Here is a 14779-nt window from a genome sequence, read left to right on the forward strand (position 1 = left end):
CCTAAGTGTTTGTGGAGCCGAGTCGCCAAGCGGCCCAAAGCCTGGCGTAACGCCCGTCACGCGCGACCAGCTCGTCGTGGGTGCCCTGCTCCACGACCTGGCCGGCGTCGAGCACCGCGATCCGGTCCGCCGCCACGGCCTGGGTGAGCCGGTGGGCGACCAGCAACGTCGTCCGGCCCCGGCAGGCCGCCAGCGCGGCCTTCTCCAGCTGCGCGGCGCCCTGGCTGCCCGCCTCCGCGGTCGACTCGTCCAGCACGACGACGGGGGAGCGGCCCAGCACCAGCCTGGCCAGCGCGATCTGGGCCACCTTGGTCACGTCGAGGCGTTCGCCGCCTTCACCGACGTCGGTCCGCAGTCCGTCGGGCAGCGCCTCGACCCACCCCGCGGCCCCCACGGTCCGCAGTGCGTCCATCAAGTCCTCGTCCGACGCCTCAGGAGCGGCCAGGCGGAGGTCCTCCGCGAGCGGCCCGGCGAAGACGTGCGCCTCCTGGGTCAGGATGCTCACCAACGCCCGCGCGCCCGCCTCGTCGACGTCCGCGAGGTCGGTGTCGCCGATGTGCACCGAGCCGGTCAGCGGAGTTCCCGTCCCGGCGACAAGAGCGGCCAGCGTCGTCTTCCCCGCACCCGTCGCGCCGACGAGCGCCAGCGACGTGCCGGCGGGGATCTCCAGGTCGACGTCCTGCAGCACCAGGTGGTCGGATTCGGGGTACTGGAAGGAAAGTCCGCGCACCGAGACCGGCAGCGGCGCGGCGTTCACGTCCACGGCCGCCGCGCTGCGCACGAGCTTGTCGCCGTCGGACTCGGACAGCACGCCGACCAGCCGGGTCAGGCCCGCGCCGGACTTCTGCGCCTCGTCGAAGAACGCCATGATCAGCCCGAGCGGGTTGAACAACCGGTGGAACAGCAACGCGGCCACGGACACCTGGCCCAGCGACGACTGCCCGCCGGTGACGAGGAGGTAGCCGACCACGATGATCAGGCCGAGGCCGATGAACTCGGCGCGGTTCTCCCGGCCGATGAACCGGCCGAAGAACCGGAAGACCTCGATGCCGATGTTGCGCACCCGCCACGACTCGGCGGTCACCCGGTCGCGGAACACGCCTTCCAGCCGGTACGCGCGCACGGTGTCGATGCCGTCGAGGCCGCTGATCAACGCCTGCGCGCGGTCGGCCTGCGCCTCGGAGCGGGCACGGTAGAGAGGTTGCGAGCGCGGCAGGTACCAGCGCAGCGCCCACCAGTAGGCGGGCAACGCCATCGCGCCGGCGATCCCGAGCCGCCAGTCCAGGCCGAACATGCCGGCCGTGGCGATCACGACCAGCACGGCCGCGGAGAAGATCGTCGGGATCGCGGTGCGGAAACCCTTGGAGATGACGGCGACGTCGTCGCCCACGCGGGACAGCACGTCACCGCGGCCGACCTGTTCGATTCGTGCGCTCGGCATCCCCAGCACGGCCCGGACGGCACCTTCGCGGAGCCTCGCGAGCATGTCCGCGCCGACCCGGCCGACCAGGTAGGTCGACACCGCCGTCATGACCGCGCCCCCGAGCGCGGCCACGACCGTGGCGATGCCGACCGACCAGAGCATCGTCGCCGGGCGCTTCTCGACGAACCCGTCCACGACGGTGCCGAGCAGGAACACCGGCACGACCTGCAGCACGGCCCCGGCCACCGTCGCCAGCACGGTGGCGACCGGCAGCAGCGGGGCGGTGCGGCAGTGGTCGCGCACCCAGCGCAGGGCCTCCCGCCCGGTCGCCGTGCGCAGGATGGTCACGGGCGCGGACGACACGGCGGTGCTCACGGGAGAGAGGCCTTTCGCGGGGGTTGAGCAGGTGGTGCTGTGCCAGGACTGCTCGCCAGGACTACTTGGCGGCCTTGGCGATCTCGTCGATCGCGTACGGCAGCGAGGCGAGCGTCGCCTGCGAGACCGCGGCACCGATCGCCGGGCCCTCGCTGTCGAGCAGCCAGGACACCTTGCCGTTCTTGACCGCCGGCAGGTTCGCGAAGAGCTCGAACGCCTTCAGCTTGTCCGCGTCCGCCTTGTCCGCGATCACGAAGATGCGGTCGACGTTCATCACGTCGATGCGCTCGGGGGACAGCGTGGTGTAGAACTTGCCGCCCGCGATCTCGTCGACCTTCGTGTTGCCCTTGAAGCCGATGCCGGTGACGAGCTGGCTGCGCACGTCGGTCGTGGCGAACGGCGCGACGGCGTCCTTGTACCAGGAGGTGACGACCGCGGTCTGGTTCGCCCAGTCCGGGTTGGCCTTCTTGATCTCGGCCATCTTGTCGTCGATGGACTTGATGATCTTCTCACCCTCGGCCTGCTTGCCCAGGGCCTTCGCGATCTGCAGCGTGGTGTCCTGCCACTTGCCGCTGAACGCCTCCTTCTCGCCCTTGGGACGGGCGACCACCGGAGCGATCTTGGTGAGCTTGTCGTACCAGGCCTGGTCGGCCTCGGAGTAGACCGCGACGATCAGGTCGGGGCGAAGCTGCGCGATCTTCTCGTAGTTGGGCTCGGTGTCGCCGTTCTTCATGACGACCTCGGGCTTGGTGGAGCCCCACTTGTCCTTCACCCACGGCCACTGGGTGTTGATGTCGGGGCTGGTGCCCTCGGGGTTCGGGTACTGGTCGACCATGCCGACCGGCACGGTGCCCAGCGCGAGCATCGTCTGCTCGTCGGTGTAGCCGAGGGAGACGACCCGCTTCGGGGCCTCCTTGATCTCGGTCGTGCCGAAGAAGTGCTCGACCTTCGTGGGGAACGTGCCGCCGCTCGCGTTGGTGTTGCCCTCGGGGGTCGACGCCGGCTGGGAAGAGCCGCACCCGGCGAGCACGCTCGCGCCCACGACCACTGCCGCGGCTGCTGCGGTCACTCGCTTCCAGGTCATGGCTGTTCTCGCACGGTTCATTCGGCACCTCGTTCTTCGCTGCCCACGCGGCGGGGGAATTAGGACAGCCGAACCTTATCACCCAGTTAGGGCAGGCTAACCTCGTCCTTGGTCACTCTTCGATACCACGTGGGTCCGGCCGATGGGCACGATCAACGGCCGCTCGCTCACCGGGTCGTCGATGACTTTCGCCTGCAGGCCGAACGTGTCCAGCAGCAGCTCGCTGGTGATCACTTCGCCGGGGTGGCCCTGAGCCACGATCGACCCCGACTTCATCACGATGAGGTTGTCGCTGTACCGGACGGCCAGGTTCAGGTCGTGCAGCACCATGACGATGGTGCAGCCGTTCTCGTGCAGGTCGTCGACGAGGTCGATCACGTCGATCGCGTGCGCGAGGTCCAGGTAGGTCGTCGGCTCGTCGAGCAGCAGCAGGTCGGTGCCCTGGGCGAGCGTCATCGAGATCCACACCCGCTGCCGCTGGCCACCGGAGAGCGAGTCGACCGGGCGGTGCGCCAGGTCCGCGACACCGGTCATCGCCAGCGCCTTCGCCACGATCTGCGCGTCGTCGGACGACCACTGCCGCACCCAGCTCTGGTGCGGGTGCCGGCCGCGGGCGACCAGGTCGGCGACCGTCAGGCCCTCCGGCGCGATCGGGGTCTGCGGCAGCAGGCCCATCCTCTTCGCGACGTCCTTGGTCTTCAGCCGCGCGATGTCGTGGCCGTCGAGCAGCACCGTGCCCTGGCGCGGTTTGAGCAGCCGGGAGAGCGTGCGCAGCAACGTCGACTTGCCGCAGCCGTTCGGGCCGATCACCGTGGTGATCACCCCGGTCGGGATGGCGACGTCCAGGTTGTCGAGCACGACCCGGTCGGCGTACCCCACCGTGACGCCCTGGGCACCCAGGCGGGCGGCATCGTTGCGCAACGCGGTCATAGGGCAACCTTACTTAACTGAGGCATACCTCAGGCAGGGCGCTTCACGTTCGCGCGGACCAGCAGGTAGACGAGGAACGGCCCGCCGATCATGGCGGTGACGATGCCGACGGGCAGGTCGTTGGGCAGCACCTGCCGGGCGATCAGGTCCGAGCTGATCAGCAGCAGCGCGCCGAACAGGCCGGAGCCGACGAGCGGCGGCACCGGCGTGCGCATCAGGCGCATGGTGATCTGCGGGGCGACCAGCGCGACGAACGGCACCGGACCCGCCGCCGACACCGCGACACCGGCCAGCAACACCGCGCACAGCAGCAGTACCGCGCGCACGACCGAGTACCGCACCCCGAGACCGGCGGCCACGTCGTCGCCGAAGTGCATCGGCCGCAGGTGGAACGAGACCGCCAGCACGACCACGACCAGCGCGATCGTGACCCACAGCGACGTCCACACCTCGGTCCACGACCGCGAGTCGAGCGACCCGACCAGCCACGCCTGCGCGCGGGCGACGTCCCGGATGTCGGCGAGCACCAGCAGCCACGTCGTGAGCGCCGTCATCACCGCGCTGACCGAGACGCCGATCAGGATCAACCGGAACCCGTCGATCCCCTTCTGCCAGGCCAGGAAGTAGACGAGCAACCCGGTGCCGAGCCCGCCGGCCAGCGCGGCCACGGGCAACCCGAGCGAGCTGCCCAGCACCGCACCGCCCGAGGTGGTCACCACGAAGATCGCCGTCGCGCTGGCGCCCGCGGTGATGCCCAGGACGTCCGGGCTCGCGAGCGCGTTGCGGGCGATCGACTGGGTGAGCGCGCCGGAGATGCCGAGCGCGACACCGACGATCAGCCCGACCAGCGCTCGCGGCATGCGCAGGTCCATGATCACGAACTCGTCGACCCGCTCGCCCTGGCCGAAGATCGTCCTGATCACCGCGGGCAGGTCGATGGTGAAGTCGCCGATCGCGATCGAGATGCAGAACACCAGGAAGGTGGCGACCGCGAGCCCGGCGGTGGCGAGCACGAGCCAGGGCCGCCAGACCCAGGACCAGCCGCCGACCCGGACGCCGGCGTGCATCTTCTCGGTGCTCGTGTCGGTCGTCGTGGTGCTCATGCCTGCCTGAACTTCCCGAGCCACACCAGCGCCGCGAAGAACGGGGCGCCGAGCAGCGCGACGACGATGCCTGCCTGCAGTTCGGCCGGGCGCACGACCAGCCGGCCGGCGATGTCCGCCAGCAGCAGCACGATCCCGCCCAGCAACCCGGCGAACGGCACCAGGAACCGGTAGTCGGGGCCGGTGATCCAGCGCGCGATGTGCGCGACCATCAACCCGAGGAACGCGATAGGCCCGCACGCCGCCGTCGCAGCACCCGCGAGCAACGTGATCGCCACGACCCCGACCGTTCGCCCGGTCACGATGTTCACGCCGAGCCCGCGGGCCACGTCGTCACCGAGGTTGAGCAGGTTCAGCGTCGGCAGGTTGACCAGCGCGAGCAGCAGCCCGATGCCGACGAACCCGGCGGCCACCGCGATCACGTTCCAGCCCACGCCCTGCACCGAACCGGCGTTCCAGAACCGCAGCACGTCCAGCGACGCCTTGTCCTGCAACGCCACCGCCGTCGTCATCGCGGCGAGGAAGATCGTGACGCCCTGCCCGGCCAGCGCGAGTGTCAACGGGTTGCCCGCACCCCGCCCGAGACTCGACAACCCGAACACCACCACCCCGGACGCCGCGGCACCGAGGAACGCGAACCACATGTACTGCAACGGGTTCCCGAGCCCGAACAGGTACACCGCCAGCACCACCGCGAACGACGCGCCGGCGTTGACGCCCAGCAGACCGGTGTCCGCGATCGGGTTGCGGGTGTGCCCCTGGATCAACGCGCCGGCGATTCCCAGCGCGAGACCCGCGACCACCGCGAGGACGGTGCGCGGGATCCGCGACGTGTGGATGATCAGCGCGATCTCGGTGAGCCGCTGATCGGTGCCGGGGTCGCCGAACATCCCCTGCCAGACCTCCGCCGGGCTGAGCGCGCGGGCCCCGACCACCAGGGAGAGCACCGCGGCGGCGGCGAGCAGGACCACGAGGAGGACGAGTCCCAGCAGTCTGCGCCTGCGCGGGTCGACGACCGCACCTGCCGGTGCGGGGTCGAGGCCGCGTTGTTCCACCACGATGCTCACAGGCGGCTACGTTAGCTCACCCTTACCTAAGTGCTTCACAGGTGCCGATCACTTGACCGCGTGCCGGGCCTCGATCGCCTTGACGGTCGTGGCCAGCGCGGCGCCCAGCGTCTGCTTGGCGAACAGGCCCAGCACGAACCCGATCAGCTTGCCCTTGGGGTTCTTGCCGTCGCGCACCACCTCGGCGTGCACGATGGTCGTGCCGTCGGCCTGTCGCGTGAAGGTGTAGGTGTGGCCGGACGCGCCGCCCCACACGTTCGACTCGACGGTGGTGAGCACGACGTGGCTCAGGTCGGACCAGTCGTAGTGCAGGCGTTCCCAGACACCACCCTTGCCCTCGGTCACGTCGGCGAACGTGTCGCCGCGGTCGTGCACCACCAGGCCGGCGTCGGAGCTGTTGGGGAAGAGCTCCTCACGGCCGGGCCCGAAGTCGGTGAGCCCGGCGACGAACTGCTCGGGCGTCGCGGTGGTCGGCTGCTGGAGGCGGATCGTGGACACTTCGTGTGCTCCTCAGGTCGTTGGTGACAGGAGCAAGGTTCGTCCGTTCGCGCCTCCGTCGCCCCAGGGAGACACCCTGGTCCCCGGTCAGCCCGTGAGCCCCAGTCCCCGGCGCAGCGCCTCGATCTCGTCGGCGAACATCCGGCGCGAGACCTGTGCGTTCTCGACGAGGCTCGACCCGTGGAACGTCCCGGGATACAACCGCAGCTCGGCCTGAACACCCGCGTGCGACAGCCGGCGCGCGTACTCGATGCCCTCGTCGCGCAACGGGTCGAACTGGCACACGGTCACGAACGCGGGCGGCAACCCGGCCAGGTCGGTCGCGCGGGCAGGTGCCGCGTAGGGCGAGACCTCTGTTGTTCCGCCGAGGTAGCTGGCCCAGCTGAAGATCGCATTGGGACGGTTCCACAGCGGCGTGTCGACGTAGTCGCGCATCGACTCGGTGTCGAGCCGGTCGTCCAGCTCCGGGATGCCGAGCAGCTGGAAGCACAACGCGGGCCCGCCGCGGTCACGCGCCAGCAGCGCGACACCGGCCGACAGCCCACCGCCCGCGCTCTCCCCGGCCACGCCGATCCGGTCCGGGTCGACACCGAGCTCGGAGGCCTTGGCGGCGAACCACTCCAGCGCCGCGTAGCAGTCCTCGACCGGCGCGGGGAACGGGTGCTCCGGTGCCAGCCGGTAGTCCACGGACACGACGACCACGCCCAGCTCGTCGACCATGCGCAGCACGGAGGAGTGGAACATGTCGAGGTCGCCGACGATGAACCCGCCGCCGTGGACGTACAGCAGTCCGGGCACGGGCTCGGTGGTTCCTGTTGGTGTGTAGATCCGCACCGGGACGTCCGGTGCGCCGGCCGGGCCCGGCACGGTGGTGTCGCGGACGTCGATCGGGTTCGCGGGCTCGTACGTCGGCATGGCGGCGAGGAGCTCGGACTGGCCGGCGCGGGCGGCCAGCAGGCCCTCGTGGTCGGTGAAGCGGACCGCGGGCAGCATGTCGAGCCAGGGGACCAGCTCGGGGTCGATGGCGTAGCTCATGCACCGATCATGGAGCTGCTCCAGCTCCGGCGGCAGCCGACACGTGGCGGGGGATCGGGGGATCGCGGCAGCCAGGTGGCGGGTGGGGGCGTGCGGCGCGGCGTTCGCTCGCTTCCGGCGCGGTCTGCGCGGCGTGGCGGTGGCTGGCGTGGCCTGTGCGGGCGGCGTTGGCGCGCGTGGCATGTGCGGCGCCGTGGTGGCCCGCGTGGCGTGTGCCGGCCTGCGCGTGGCCTGTGCAGCGCGGCCGTGGCCGGCGCGTGGCGTGTGCCGGCCTGGGGTTCGCCCGCTCCCGTCGCGTGCGTGTGCCGGTCCGGCGTTCGGCCCTCCTGCCGTGACGCTGCCGGTGCGCGGCCGGCGTTCGTCACCTCCTCCCGCGGCGCGGCAGGGCTATCGTGGCGGGATGAAGGGCCTGCTGCTGCGGCTGTCCGGGTTGGACGCCGATGCCGAGAACGCCGTGCGGGTGATCGGGTTCTTCGACCGCCTGATCACCGAGCGCGCCGGTCTCGACGCCCTGGTGCACAGCACGGCCGAGCTGGCCGGCTGCCCGGTCGGGGTGAGCGCGCCGGGGCAGGGTCTGTCGCTGCGCGCGGAGCCGGGTGCCGCGGTGAGTGCCGGGCCGGTGCCGGTGCGGGCCAGGGTCCGTGCGCTGGAGGGTGGCGCGCGGGTGTGGGTGGCGCGTGACGGGGCGCCGGTGCCGTTGGACGACATGTTGCTGGAGCGGTTCGCGATCGCCGCGGCGGTGTTGCTGGACCACTCCAGCGTGCCGTTGCCGGAGCTGGGCGATCCGGCGCTGGTGGAGCTGGTGCTGTCGGAGGGGGTCGGCACGGCGGAGCGGTCGCGGGCGTTGCACCTGCTCGGGATCGGGGCCGCGACGACGTTGCGGGTGCTGGCCGCGAACGGTGAGGTGCCCGGCCGGTCGGTGGTGCTGGGGGACGTCCGGGCGGTGCTGGGCGTGGACGTGCCCGCGGTGGACGGTGTGCGGGTCGGGGTCGGGCCGCTGGTGCCGGCGATCGAGGCGGCGCGGTCGTGGCAGGGTGCGCTGAAAGCGTTGCGGTACACGGCGGACACCGAACCGGTGGTGTGGTGGGAACGGCTCGGCGGGCTCGCGCTGGTGGCCGACCGGGTCGAGGTGGCGGACATTGGGGCGCTCGACGACGTCCGCGCGCTCGACCGGCTGGCGGCCGAACCGCACGGGGCGGACACGGTGGCGGCGCTGGACGCGTTGTGCGCCACCGGTTCCGTGCGCAAGGCGGCCGGGGTGCTGCACCGCCACCACAGCACGATGACGGCACGGCTGGCCCGCGCCGAGTCGGTGCTCGGGTTCGAGCTCGACTCGGCGGGCGGGCGGTTCCGGCTGCACCTGGCGTTGCTGCTGCGCCGGTTGCGCGACAACAGTTCTAGCTGAAGAACTCGGTGAGCGCGCGTGCGACGAGGTCGGGCTGCTCCTCGGCGAGCCAGTGGCCGGAACCGTCGACGCCGACGACCTCGAACTGGTTCGCCACGTTCGGCAGCGCGCCGAGGAACTGGTCGTAGGACGAGACCGACGCGAGCCCCAGCACCGGTGGCGTGAGCTTGGCGTAGGTCTTGCCGTCCGCGATGTCCTGGTGGAACGCCTGGTACCAGCCGTTGCTCGCGCGGATCGCGTCCGGTGAGTTGTACGACCGGGCGTAGATCTGGCGGGACCGCTCGTCGATCGCGGCCGGGGTGAACGCGGTGTTCGCGAACAGCCAGTCGATCAGATGGCGGAACCGGCCTGCCAGCAGCTGCTCGGGCAGCGCCAGGACCTGGTTGAACGCGAACCACCACAGGCTGAATCCGCCCGGCGGCGGGAGCAGCGGGATGTGGTAGAAGCTCTCGTCGGGGTGCAGGACGTCCATGAACGCGACCTTGTTCGTGGCGTCGGGGAAGTTCGCCGCGTACGCGAACGCCACCATGCTGCCCAGGTCGTGGCCGACGACGTCGACCTTGCCGTACCCGAGGTGGCGGACCAGCTCGCGGATGTCGGTGGCCATCGTCTTCTTGTCGAACCCGCCCTGCGGCTTCTCCGACCCGCCCATGCCGCGCAGGTCGACCGCGATCACCCGGAACTTCGTCGCGAGCGCGGGCATGATCTTGTGGTAGAGCCACCACGTCTGCGGCCACCCCGGCAGCAGCACCAGCGGCTCCCCGCGGCCACCGGTGACGTAGTGCAGGCGCACCCCGTTGACCTGCGCGTAGTTGTGCTTGAAGCCCGGCAGGCTCGGTTCTGCGTGCTTGGCTTCGGCGCTCTCCGCGTTCGCCGTCCCGGCGCCCACCCCTGTGCCCGCGGCGAGTGCGGCGCCCAGTGCGAAGACGCCGCGTCTGTTCAGCTCCATCGTCCCTACCCCCACATCGCGTTGCTCGGCGCGGACATCCGAACAAGCGGCGCTCGAAGACCGCTGGAACCGGTCAGTGCGCGTGCAGGTCCTCGGTGCTCCACGGCGGCAGCGGGTCGTCGAAAGCGGCCCAGGTGGCGGGGTCGGCCAGCTCGGCGTCGGTCAGCAGGGCGGGGTCGAGGCGGCGGCGTGGTTCGTCGAGGTCGAGGCCCACGCCGATGAACACCAGCTCCTGCCGCGGCTGCTCGTCTTCGATCAACTGGCCGGGTTCGAGCGTGAGGTTGGGACCGGCCTGCGACCACACGGCGAGCACGTCCGGACGGGTTGCGATGTGGCAGAAACCCTTGCTGCGCAGCGGTTTGTCCCATGTTTCCAAGGCGGTGACCAAGCGGCCGGGGTGAAACGGGCGGTCCGCGCGGTAGGTGACCGACCGGATGCCGTACTCCTCGGTCTCCGGGGTCTGCGTGCCGGCCAGCTCCTGGGCCCAGCCGGGGGACTGGGCGGCGGTGATCGGGTCGTACCGCCCGGTGTCGAAGACCTTGTCGAGGTTGATGGCGCCGTGTCGGGTGTGCAGCCGTTCTGCTGCGGGGTTGAGACGCTTGAGCAGGGCGTCGAGCGCCGCGAGCTCGGCCTCGGTGACCAGATCGGTCTTGTTGACGACCAGCAGGTCGGCGAACTCGACCTGGTCCACCAGCAGGTCCGAGATCGTGCGCTCGTCCTCCTCGACGGCGCCCAGCTCGCGTTCGTCCAGTCGGTCACCCGCCCTGAGCTCGCGCAGGAACCCGGCCGCGTCGACGAGCGTGACCATCGTGTCGAGGCGCGCGTGGTCGGACAGGCTGGTGCCGTCCTCGAACGTCCACTCGAACGTCGCCGCCACCGGCATCGGTTCCGAGATCCCGGTCGACTCGATGAGGATCGCGTCGAACCTGCCCGACCTGGCCAGCTCGCCGACGCTCTCCAGCAGGTCCTCCCTGAGCGTGCAGCAGATGCAGCCGTTCGTCAGCTCGACCAACCGCTCGGTCGTCCGGTCGAGCGTGCCCTGACCGCTGACGAGCGCGGCGTCGATGTTGACCTCGCTCATGTCGTTGACGATCACCGCCACCCTGCGCCGCTCGCGGTTGGCCAGCACGTGGTTGAGCAACGTCGTCTTGCCGGCACCGAGAAACCCCGACAACACCGTCACGGGCGTGCGCATCACACCTCCTCCTCGTGCCACTCACCGAACGGGTCCACGAAGTCGAGCTCGTCCGCCAACGCGAGCTCCTCGTCCGTGACCACCGCCGCCTCCAGCGCCTCGGTGATGCTCCGCGGGTCCTTCGTGGTGATCACGACCAGCTCCTGGCTCTTGCCCTGGGGCCACGCCCCGAGGTTGCCCACCCGCAACCCACCACCCGCCGACTCCAGCCACAACGCCTCGTCGGGCTGACTCACCACCCACACCCGCCCCCGCGTGCGCACCACCCCGTCGAGCAACACGTCCACCGCCTTGTGCAACCGCATCGGGTGAAACGGCCGCTTCTCGCTGAAGCACACGAGCGACACTCCGTGCCGCGGCACCCGCGGCGGCTCCCCGTGCAGCAACGACCCGAACCCGTCGTCGAACCCGCCGCGCCGCGCGTTCTCCGGGATGTCGTTGAGCAACGCACCGGCGTCTAGCTTCGCGAGGTTCTGCCGTGGCGCCAACGGGTTGAGCCGGTCGAGCACCGCCTCCGTCACCGCGTCGGGCTGTTCGGTGAGCACCAGCGCGTCCGCGAACTCCGCCTGCCCCACGACGACCTGCGCGACCGTCCGCTCGTCCTCGGCAGCAGCCTTCATCCCCCGCTCGTCGAGCGTCTCCCCACCTGTCGCGTCGTCGAGCCACGTCCGGGCGTCGACGACCGTGATCACGGCCTCGACCCGAACCTCGGTCCCGCTGAGCGCGAAGCAGACCGCCTCGGGCTCCAGCATCGGGTCGAGGTGCACGACCACCCGCGCGTCGAGGCTTTCGAGCAACGGCACCAGGTCCAGCCTGAGCGTGCACGACACGCACCCGTGCGCCAGCTCCAGCACGGTCAGCCGACCGTCGACCCACCGCTTGACCACGCCGTCGGCCAGGGCGGTGAGGTCGTGGCGGACCAGCACGGAGTCCGGTGACGCGCGCCAGAGCTCGTCGGCGACGTCGTGCTGCGTGAACCCGGCTACCAATACGACCCTCGCTGCCATGGCGGGGAGCGTATCTGACAATGATTATCGTTCGCGAAAGTGGGCACCTCAGCTCAACCGCATGATCGTCTCCTCCACCTCCCCCTGTCTCCCGTTCGCAAACCCCGCGTCGGTCCCCACCACCTCGAACCCGGCCTTCTCCAGCACCCGCCTCGACCCCGCGTTGTCGCTCGCCACCCGCCCGTACACCGGCCGATCCGGCACGACCTCCAGCAGCAACCGCAAAGCCGCGCTCGCCACCCCCTGCCCCCACGTACCGCGGTCGATCCAGTAGGTCACCTCCAGGTCGCCCTCCACGACAAAGCTCGCGACGGTCCCCACGAACCGCCCGTCGGCCAGCACGGCCCGGTTGGTGACGTCGGTCCGCCCCAGCACCTTGCGCATGTGGGCGTCGAACGCCGCCCGGTCGTCCGGGTCGGCAGCGGTGAAGGCGGCCATGCGCACCGACTCCGGATCCCGCATGAACTCGAACAGAGCGTCCAGGTCGGACTCTTCGATCTCTCGCAACGTCACCTCAGGCATGGGTTCAACGTAGCGACGAGCACCGACAAGAAATCACGGCACGACGAGCACCGGCCAGTGGCCCGTGCGGATCAGCCGGGTCGCCACCGACCCCGCGAACCGGTGCCCAGCCTGTTGCGACGCCCCGACCACCACCATGTCGGCCTGGCACCGGTCCGCCGAGTCGCGCAGGGTCGTGAACGGGTCGCCGAAGGTCTTCACGAACGTCACCGGCACGTCCAGTTCCTCTGCCGCGGCCTGCATCTGGGTGCGCAGCTCGGCGTGCAGGCCGGCCATCGCCTCGTGTTCGAAGGCCGAGGCGGCGGCCGGGCTCAGGGCGGCCAGGGAGGAGTGGCAGGCGACGAAGGTGATGACCAGGCGGGCGTTCTGGCGGCGGGCCAGGCCGAAGGCGAAGGCGGCGGCGCGCATGGCCGTGTCGGAGCCGTCCACGCCGGCCAGGATGGTCCTGGCCGACGGGGCCGGGCGGGGGCCGAAGTCGTCCTTCGTGGACTCGAAGGCGTTGGGGGAGGAGGACATCACGTCACCTCACCACGGCGGTGTCGGCGTCCTTCTGCTCCAGGTCGATGGTGGTGCGCAGGGTGATCGGCTTGAGCAGGAGGGCTGCGACGACGCCGATCACGGCCACGGCCGCGGAGATCAGGAAGATGTGCGCGGTGGCGTCGCCGTAGACGTTGTGCACCACGGTCTGCACCTGTGGGGGCAGGGCCTGGAGGTTGAGCGCGCTGGTGGAGCCGGTGGACTGGCCGGGAGGCACGTGCAGGGCGGCGGAGAGGTCGGCGGTGACGCGGTTGGCCAGGACGGCGCCGAGCACGGACACGCCGATCGTGCCGCCGAGGGAGCGGAAGAAGGTGACCGTGGCGCTGGCGGCGCCCAGGTCGCGCAGCGGGACGCTGTTCTGCACGGCCAGCACGAGGTTCTGCATGGTCATGCCGACGCCGATGCCCACCACGGCCATCGCGACGCCGACGATCCACAGCGCGGTGGCGTGGTCGACGAAGCCCAGGCCGAGGAAGCCGAGCACCAGGATGATCGTGCCGGACACGATGTACGGCTTGATGGCGCCGGAGCGGCTGATCATGCGGCCGGAGATGGTCGAGGAGACACGCCCGCCATCAGCGGGATGGTCAGCAGGCCCGCCTCGGTGGGGGAGTAGCCGCGGCCGATCTGGAAGTACTGGCCGAGGAACACCGCGCCGCCGAACATCGCCATGCCGACCGCGAGGCTCGCGATGATCGCCAGCGCCGGGGTGCGCTGCACGACGATCTTCAGAGGCACCACGGGTTCCGGCACGCGCAGCTCCACGGCGACGGCCGCGCCCAGCAGCACCAGACCGCTGAGCACCATCGCCGCGGTCTGCCAGGACAGCCAGTCGAACGAGTTGCCGACGAACGACACCCAGACCAGCAACACGCTGACACCCGCGGCGATCAGAGCGGCGCCGAGGTAGTCGATCTTCACGTTCGACCGGCGCACGGTCTCCAGCTTCAGCGTCGCCTGCAGCACCACGAACGCGATCGCGGCGATCGGCACGGCGACCCAGAAGCACCAGCGCCAGCCGAGCCACGAGACGTCCACGATCAGGCCGCCGAGCAGCGGGCCGCCGACGGTCGCCACGGCCATGACCGCGCCGAGGTAGCCGTTGTAGCGGCCGCGCTCGCGGGGCGGGATGATCGCCGCGATCACGACCTGGACCAGCGCCTGCAGGCCGCCGACGCCGAGGCCCTGGAACGCGCGGGCGGCGATCAGCTGGCCGGTGTCCTGGGCGAACCCGGACAGCAGCGAGCCGATCACGAAGATCACGATCGCGGCCTGGACCAGCGTCTTCTTGTTGAACAGGTCGGCGAGCCTGCCCCAGAGCGGGGTGGTGGCCGTCGCGGTGAGCAGGGTGGCGGTGACCACCCACGTGTACTGCGTCTGCGTGCCGTTGAGCGAGCCGATGATCCGGGGCAGCGCGGTGGAGACCACCGTGGAGCTGACCATGGCCACGAACAGCGCGAGCAGCAGTCCGGACAACGACTCGAGCACCTGCCGGTGCCCCATCGCGCCGCTTGTCTCCGTCTTCACCGCGAGATCCCTTCGTCCCCTCAATTCTTGCGCGTTGTGCAAATTTGCACAATGGGCAACTTACTCCAGGGGTACGCCGGGTGCAGGGAGACCCTCACCACGCTCCGCGCCGAGCAGGCGGA

Annotated in this window: 13 protein-coding genes and 1 pseudogene; 1 reads left to right on the top strand and 13 read right to left on the bottom strand. The window is 70.6% G+C overall.

Annotation, left to right across the window (positions count from 1 at the left end):
* Position 1: 1 nt before the first annotated feature.
* From BBK82_RS32565 to BBK82_RS32595, 7 genes are all read right to left on the bottom strand, one after another.
* A complete protein-coding gene (locus BBK82_RS32565; protein ID WP_065918412.1) occupies positions 2-1798 on the bottom strand; it encodes an ABC transporter ATP-binding protein in 1797 nt (598 codons plus the stop codon).
* Between the two features lie 61 nt (positions 1799-1859).
* Positions 1860-2882, bottom strand: coding sequence for an iron-siderophore ABC transporter substrate-binding protein (locus BBK82_RS32570; protein ID WP_218920395.1), 1023 nt, complete (start codon positions 2880-2882; stop codon positions 1860-1862).
* A 96-nt stretch (positions 2883-2978) separates the two neighbouring features.
* Positions 2979-3812, bottom strand: a complete 834-nt coding sequence (locus BBK82_RS32575; protein ID WP_065918414.1) for an ABC transporter ATP-binding protein — start codon at positions 3810-3812, stop codon at positions 2979-2981.
* 29 nt (positions 3813-3841) lie between these two features.
* Positions 3842-4915 (bottom strand): FecCD family ABC transporter permease, encoded by a 1074-nt coding sequence (locus BBK82_RS32580; protein ID WP_065918415.1) that lies wholly within the window; start codon positions 4913-4915, stop codon positions 3842-3844.
* Positions 4912-5982: a FecCD family ABC transporter permease gene (locus tag BBK82_RS32585; RefSeq protein WP_154697627.1), complete on the bottom strand. Its 1071-nt coding sequence runs from the start codon at positions 5980-5982 to the stop codon at positions 4912-4914. The genes BBK82_RS32580 and BBK82_RS32585 overlap by 4 nt, the downstream gene beginning before the upstream one ends.
* A gap of 48 nt (positions 5983-6030) precedes the next feature.
* On the bottom strand, positions 6031-6480 hold the full coding sequence (locus BBK82_RS32590) for a hypothetical protein (RefSeq protein WP_065918416.1): 450 nt from the start codon (positions 6478-6480) through the stop codon (positions 6031-6033).
* Between the two features lie 87 nt (positions 6481-6567).
* Complete coding sequence (locus BBK82_RS32595) at positions 6568-7515, bottom strand: alpha/beta hydrolase (RefSeq protein WP_065918417.1); 948 nt, start codon at positions 7513-7515, stop codon at positions 6568-6570.
* Between the two features lie 400 nt (positions 7516-7915).
* Between BBK82_RS32595 and BBK82_RS32600 the strand changes: the two genes are divergently transcribed.
* On the top strand, positions 7916-8920 hold the full coding sequence (locus tag BBK82_RS32600; protein WP_065918418.1) for a helix-turn-helix domain-containing protein: 1005 nt from the start codon (positions 7916-7918) through the stop codon (positions 8918-8920).
* Here the strand turns inward: BBK82_RS32600 and BBK82_RS32605 are convergent.
* The 6 genes and pseudogenes from BBK82_RS32605 to BBK82_RS32630 all read right to left on the bottom strand — a co-directional run bounded on the left by BBK82_RS32605 (position 8913) and on the right by BBK82_RS32630 (position 14633).
* Complete coding sequence (locus tag BBK82_RS32605) at positions 8913-9869, bottom strand: alpha/beta fold hydrolase (protein WP_065918419.1); 957 nt, start codon at positions 9867-9869, stop codon at positions 8913-8915. The genes BBK82_RS32600 and BBK82_RS32605 overlap by 8 nt on opposite strands.
* Before the next feature lie 73 nt (positions 9870-9942).
* Entirely contained in the window at positions 9943-11064 is a 1122-nt protein-coding gene (locus BBK82_RS32610) for a GTP-binding protein (RefSeq protein WP_065921521.1), read from the bottom strand.
* Positions 11064-12071: a CobW family GTP-binding protein gene (locus tag BBK82_RS32615; protein WP_065918420.1), complete on the bottom strand. Its 1008-nt coding sequence runs from the start codon at positions 12069-12071 to the stop codon at positions 11064-11066. Before BBK82_RS32615 ends, BBK82_RS32610 begins: the two co-directional genes overlap by 1 nt.
* Before the next feature lie 48 nt (positions 12072-12119).
* Positions 12120-12593: a GNAT family N-acetyltransferase gene (locus tag BBK82_RS32620; RefSeq protein ID WP_065918421.1), complete on the bottom strand. Its 474-nt coding sequence runs from the start codon at positions 12591-12593 to the stop codon at positions 12120-12122.
* Between the two features lie 33 nt (positions 12594-12626).
* Entirely contained in the window at positions 12627-13109 is a 483-nt protein-coding gene (locus BBK82_RS32625) for a universal stress protein (protein ID WP_065921522.1), read from the bottom strand.
* Positions 13110-13113: 4 nt separating this feature from the next.
* Positions 13114-14633, bottom strand: a pseudogene (locus BBK82_RS32630) (MDR family MFS transporter).
* Between the last annotated feature and the right edge of the window lie 146 nt (positions 14634-14779).

Origin of the sequence: Lentzea guizhouensis, from assembly GCF_001701025.1 — a bacterium.
Lineage (GTDB): Bacteria > Actinomycetota > Actinomycetes > Mycobacteriales > Pseudonocardiaceae > Lentzea > Lentzea guizhouensis.

Bases quoted from the DNA above. Each gene is read 5' to 3' on its own strand.
- BBK82_RS32570 (WP_218920395.1), bottom strand. From the start codon at position 2,882: ATGACCTGGAAGCGAGTGACCGCAGCAGCCGCGGCAGTGGTCGTGGGC.
- BBK82_RS32575 (WP_065918414.1), bottom strand. From the start codon at position 3,812: ATGACCGCGTTGCGCAACGATGCCGCCCGCCTGGGTGCCCAGGGCGTC.
- BBK82_RS32580 (WP_065918415.1), bottom strand. From the start codon at position 4,915: ATGAGCACCACGACGACCGACACGAGCACCGAGAAGATGCACGCCGGC.
- BBK82_RS32595 (WP_065918417.1), bottom strand. From the start codon at position 7,515: ATGAGCTACGCCATCGACCCCGAGCTGGTCCCCTGGCTCGACATGCTG.
- BBK82_RS32600 (WP_065918418.1), top strand. From the start codon at position 7,916: ATGAAGGGCCTGCTGCTGCGGCTGTCCGGGTTGGACGCCGATGCCGAG.
- BBK82_RS32605 (WP_065918419.1), bottom strand. From the start codon at position 9,869: ATGGAGCTGAACAGACGCGGCGTCTTCGCACTGGGCGCCGCACTCGCC.
- BBK82_RS32610 (WP_065921521.1), bottom strand. From the start codon at position 11,064: ATGCGCACGCCCGTGACGGTGTTGTCGGGGTTTCTCGGTGCCGGCAAG.
- BBK82_RS32615 (WP_065918420.1), bottom strand. From the start codon at position 12,071: ATGGCAGCGAGGGTCGTATTGGTAGCCGGGTTCACGCAGCACGACGTC.
- BBK82_RS32620 (WP_065918421.1), bottom strand. From the start codon at position 12,593: ATGCCTGAGGTGACGTTGCGAGAGATCGAAGAGTCCGACCTGGACGCT.
- BBK82_RS32625 (WP_065921522.1), bottom strand. From the start codon at position 13,109: ATGTCCTCCTCCCCCAACGCCTTCGAGTCCACGAAGGACGACTTCGGC.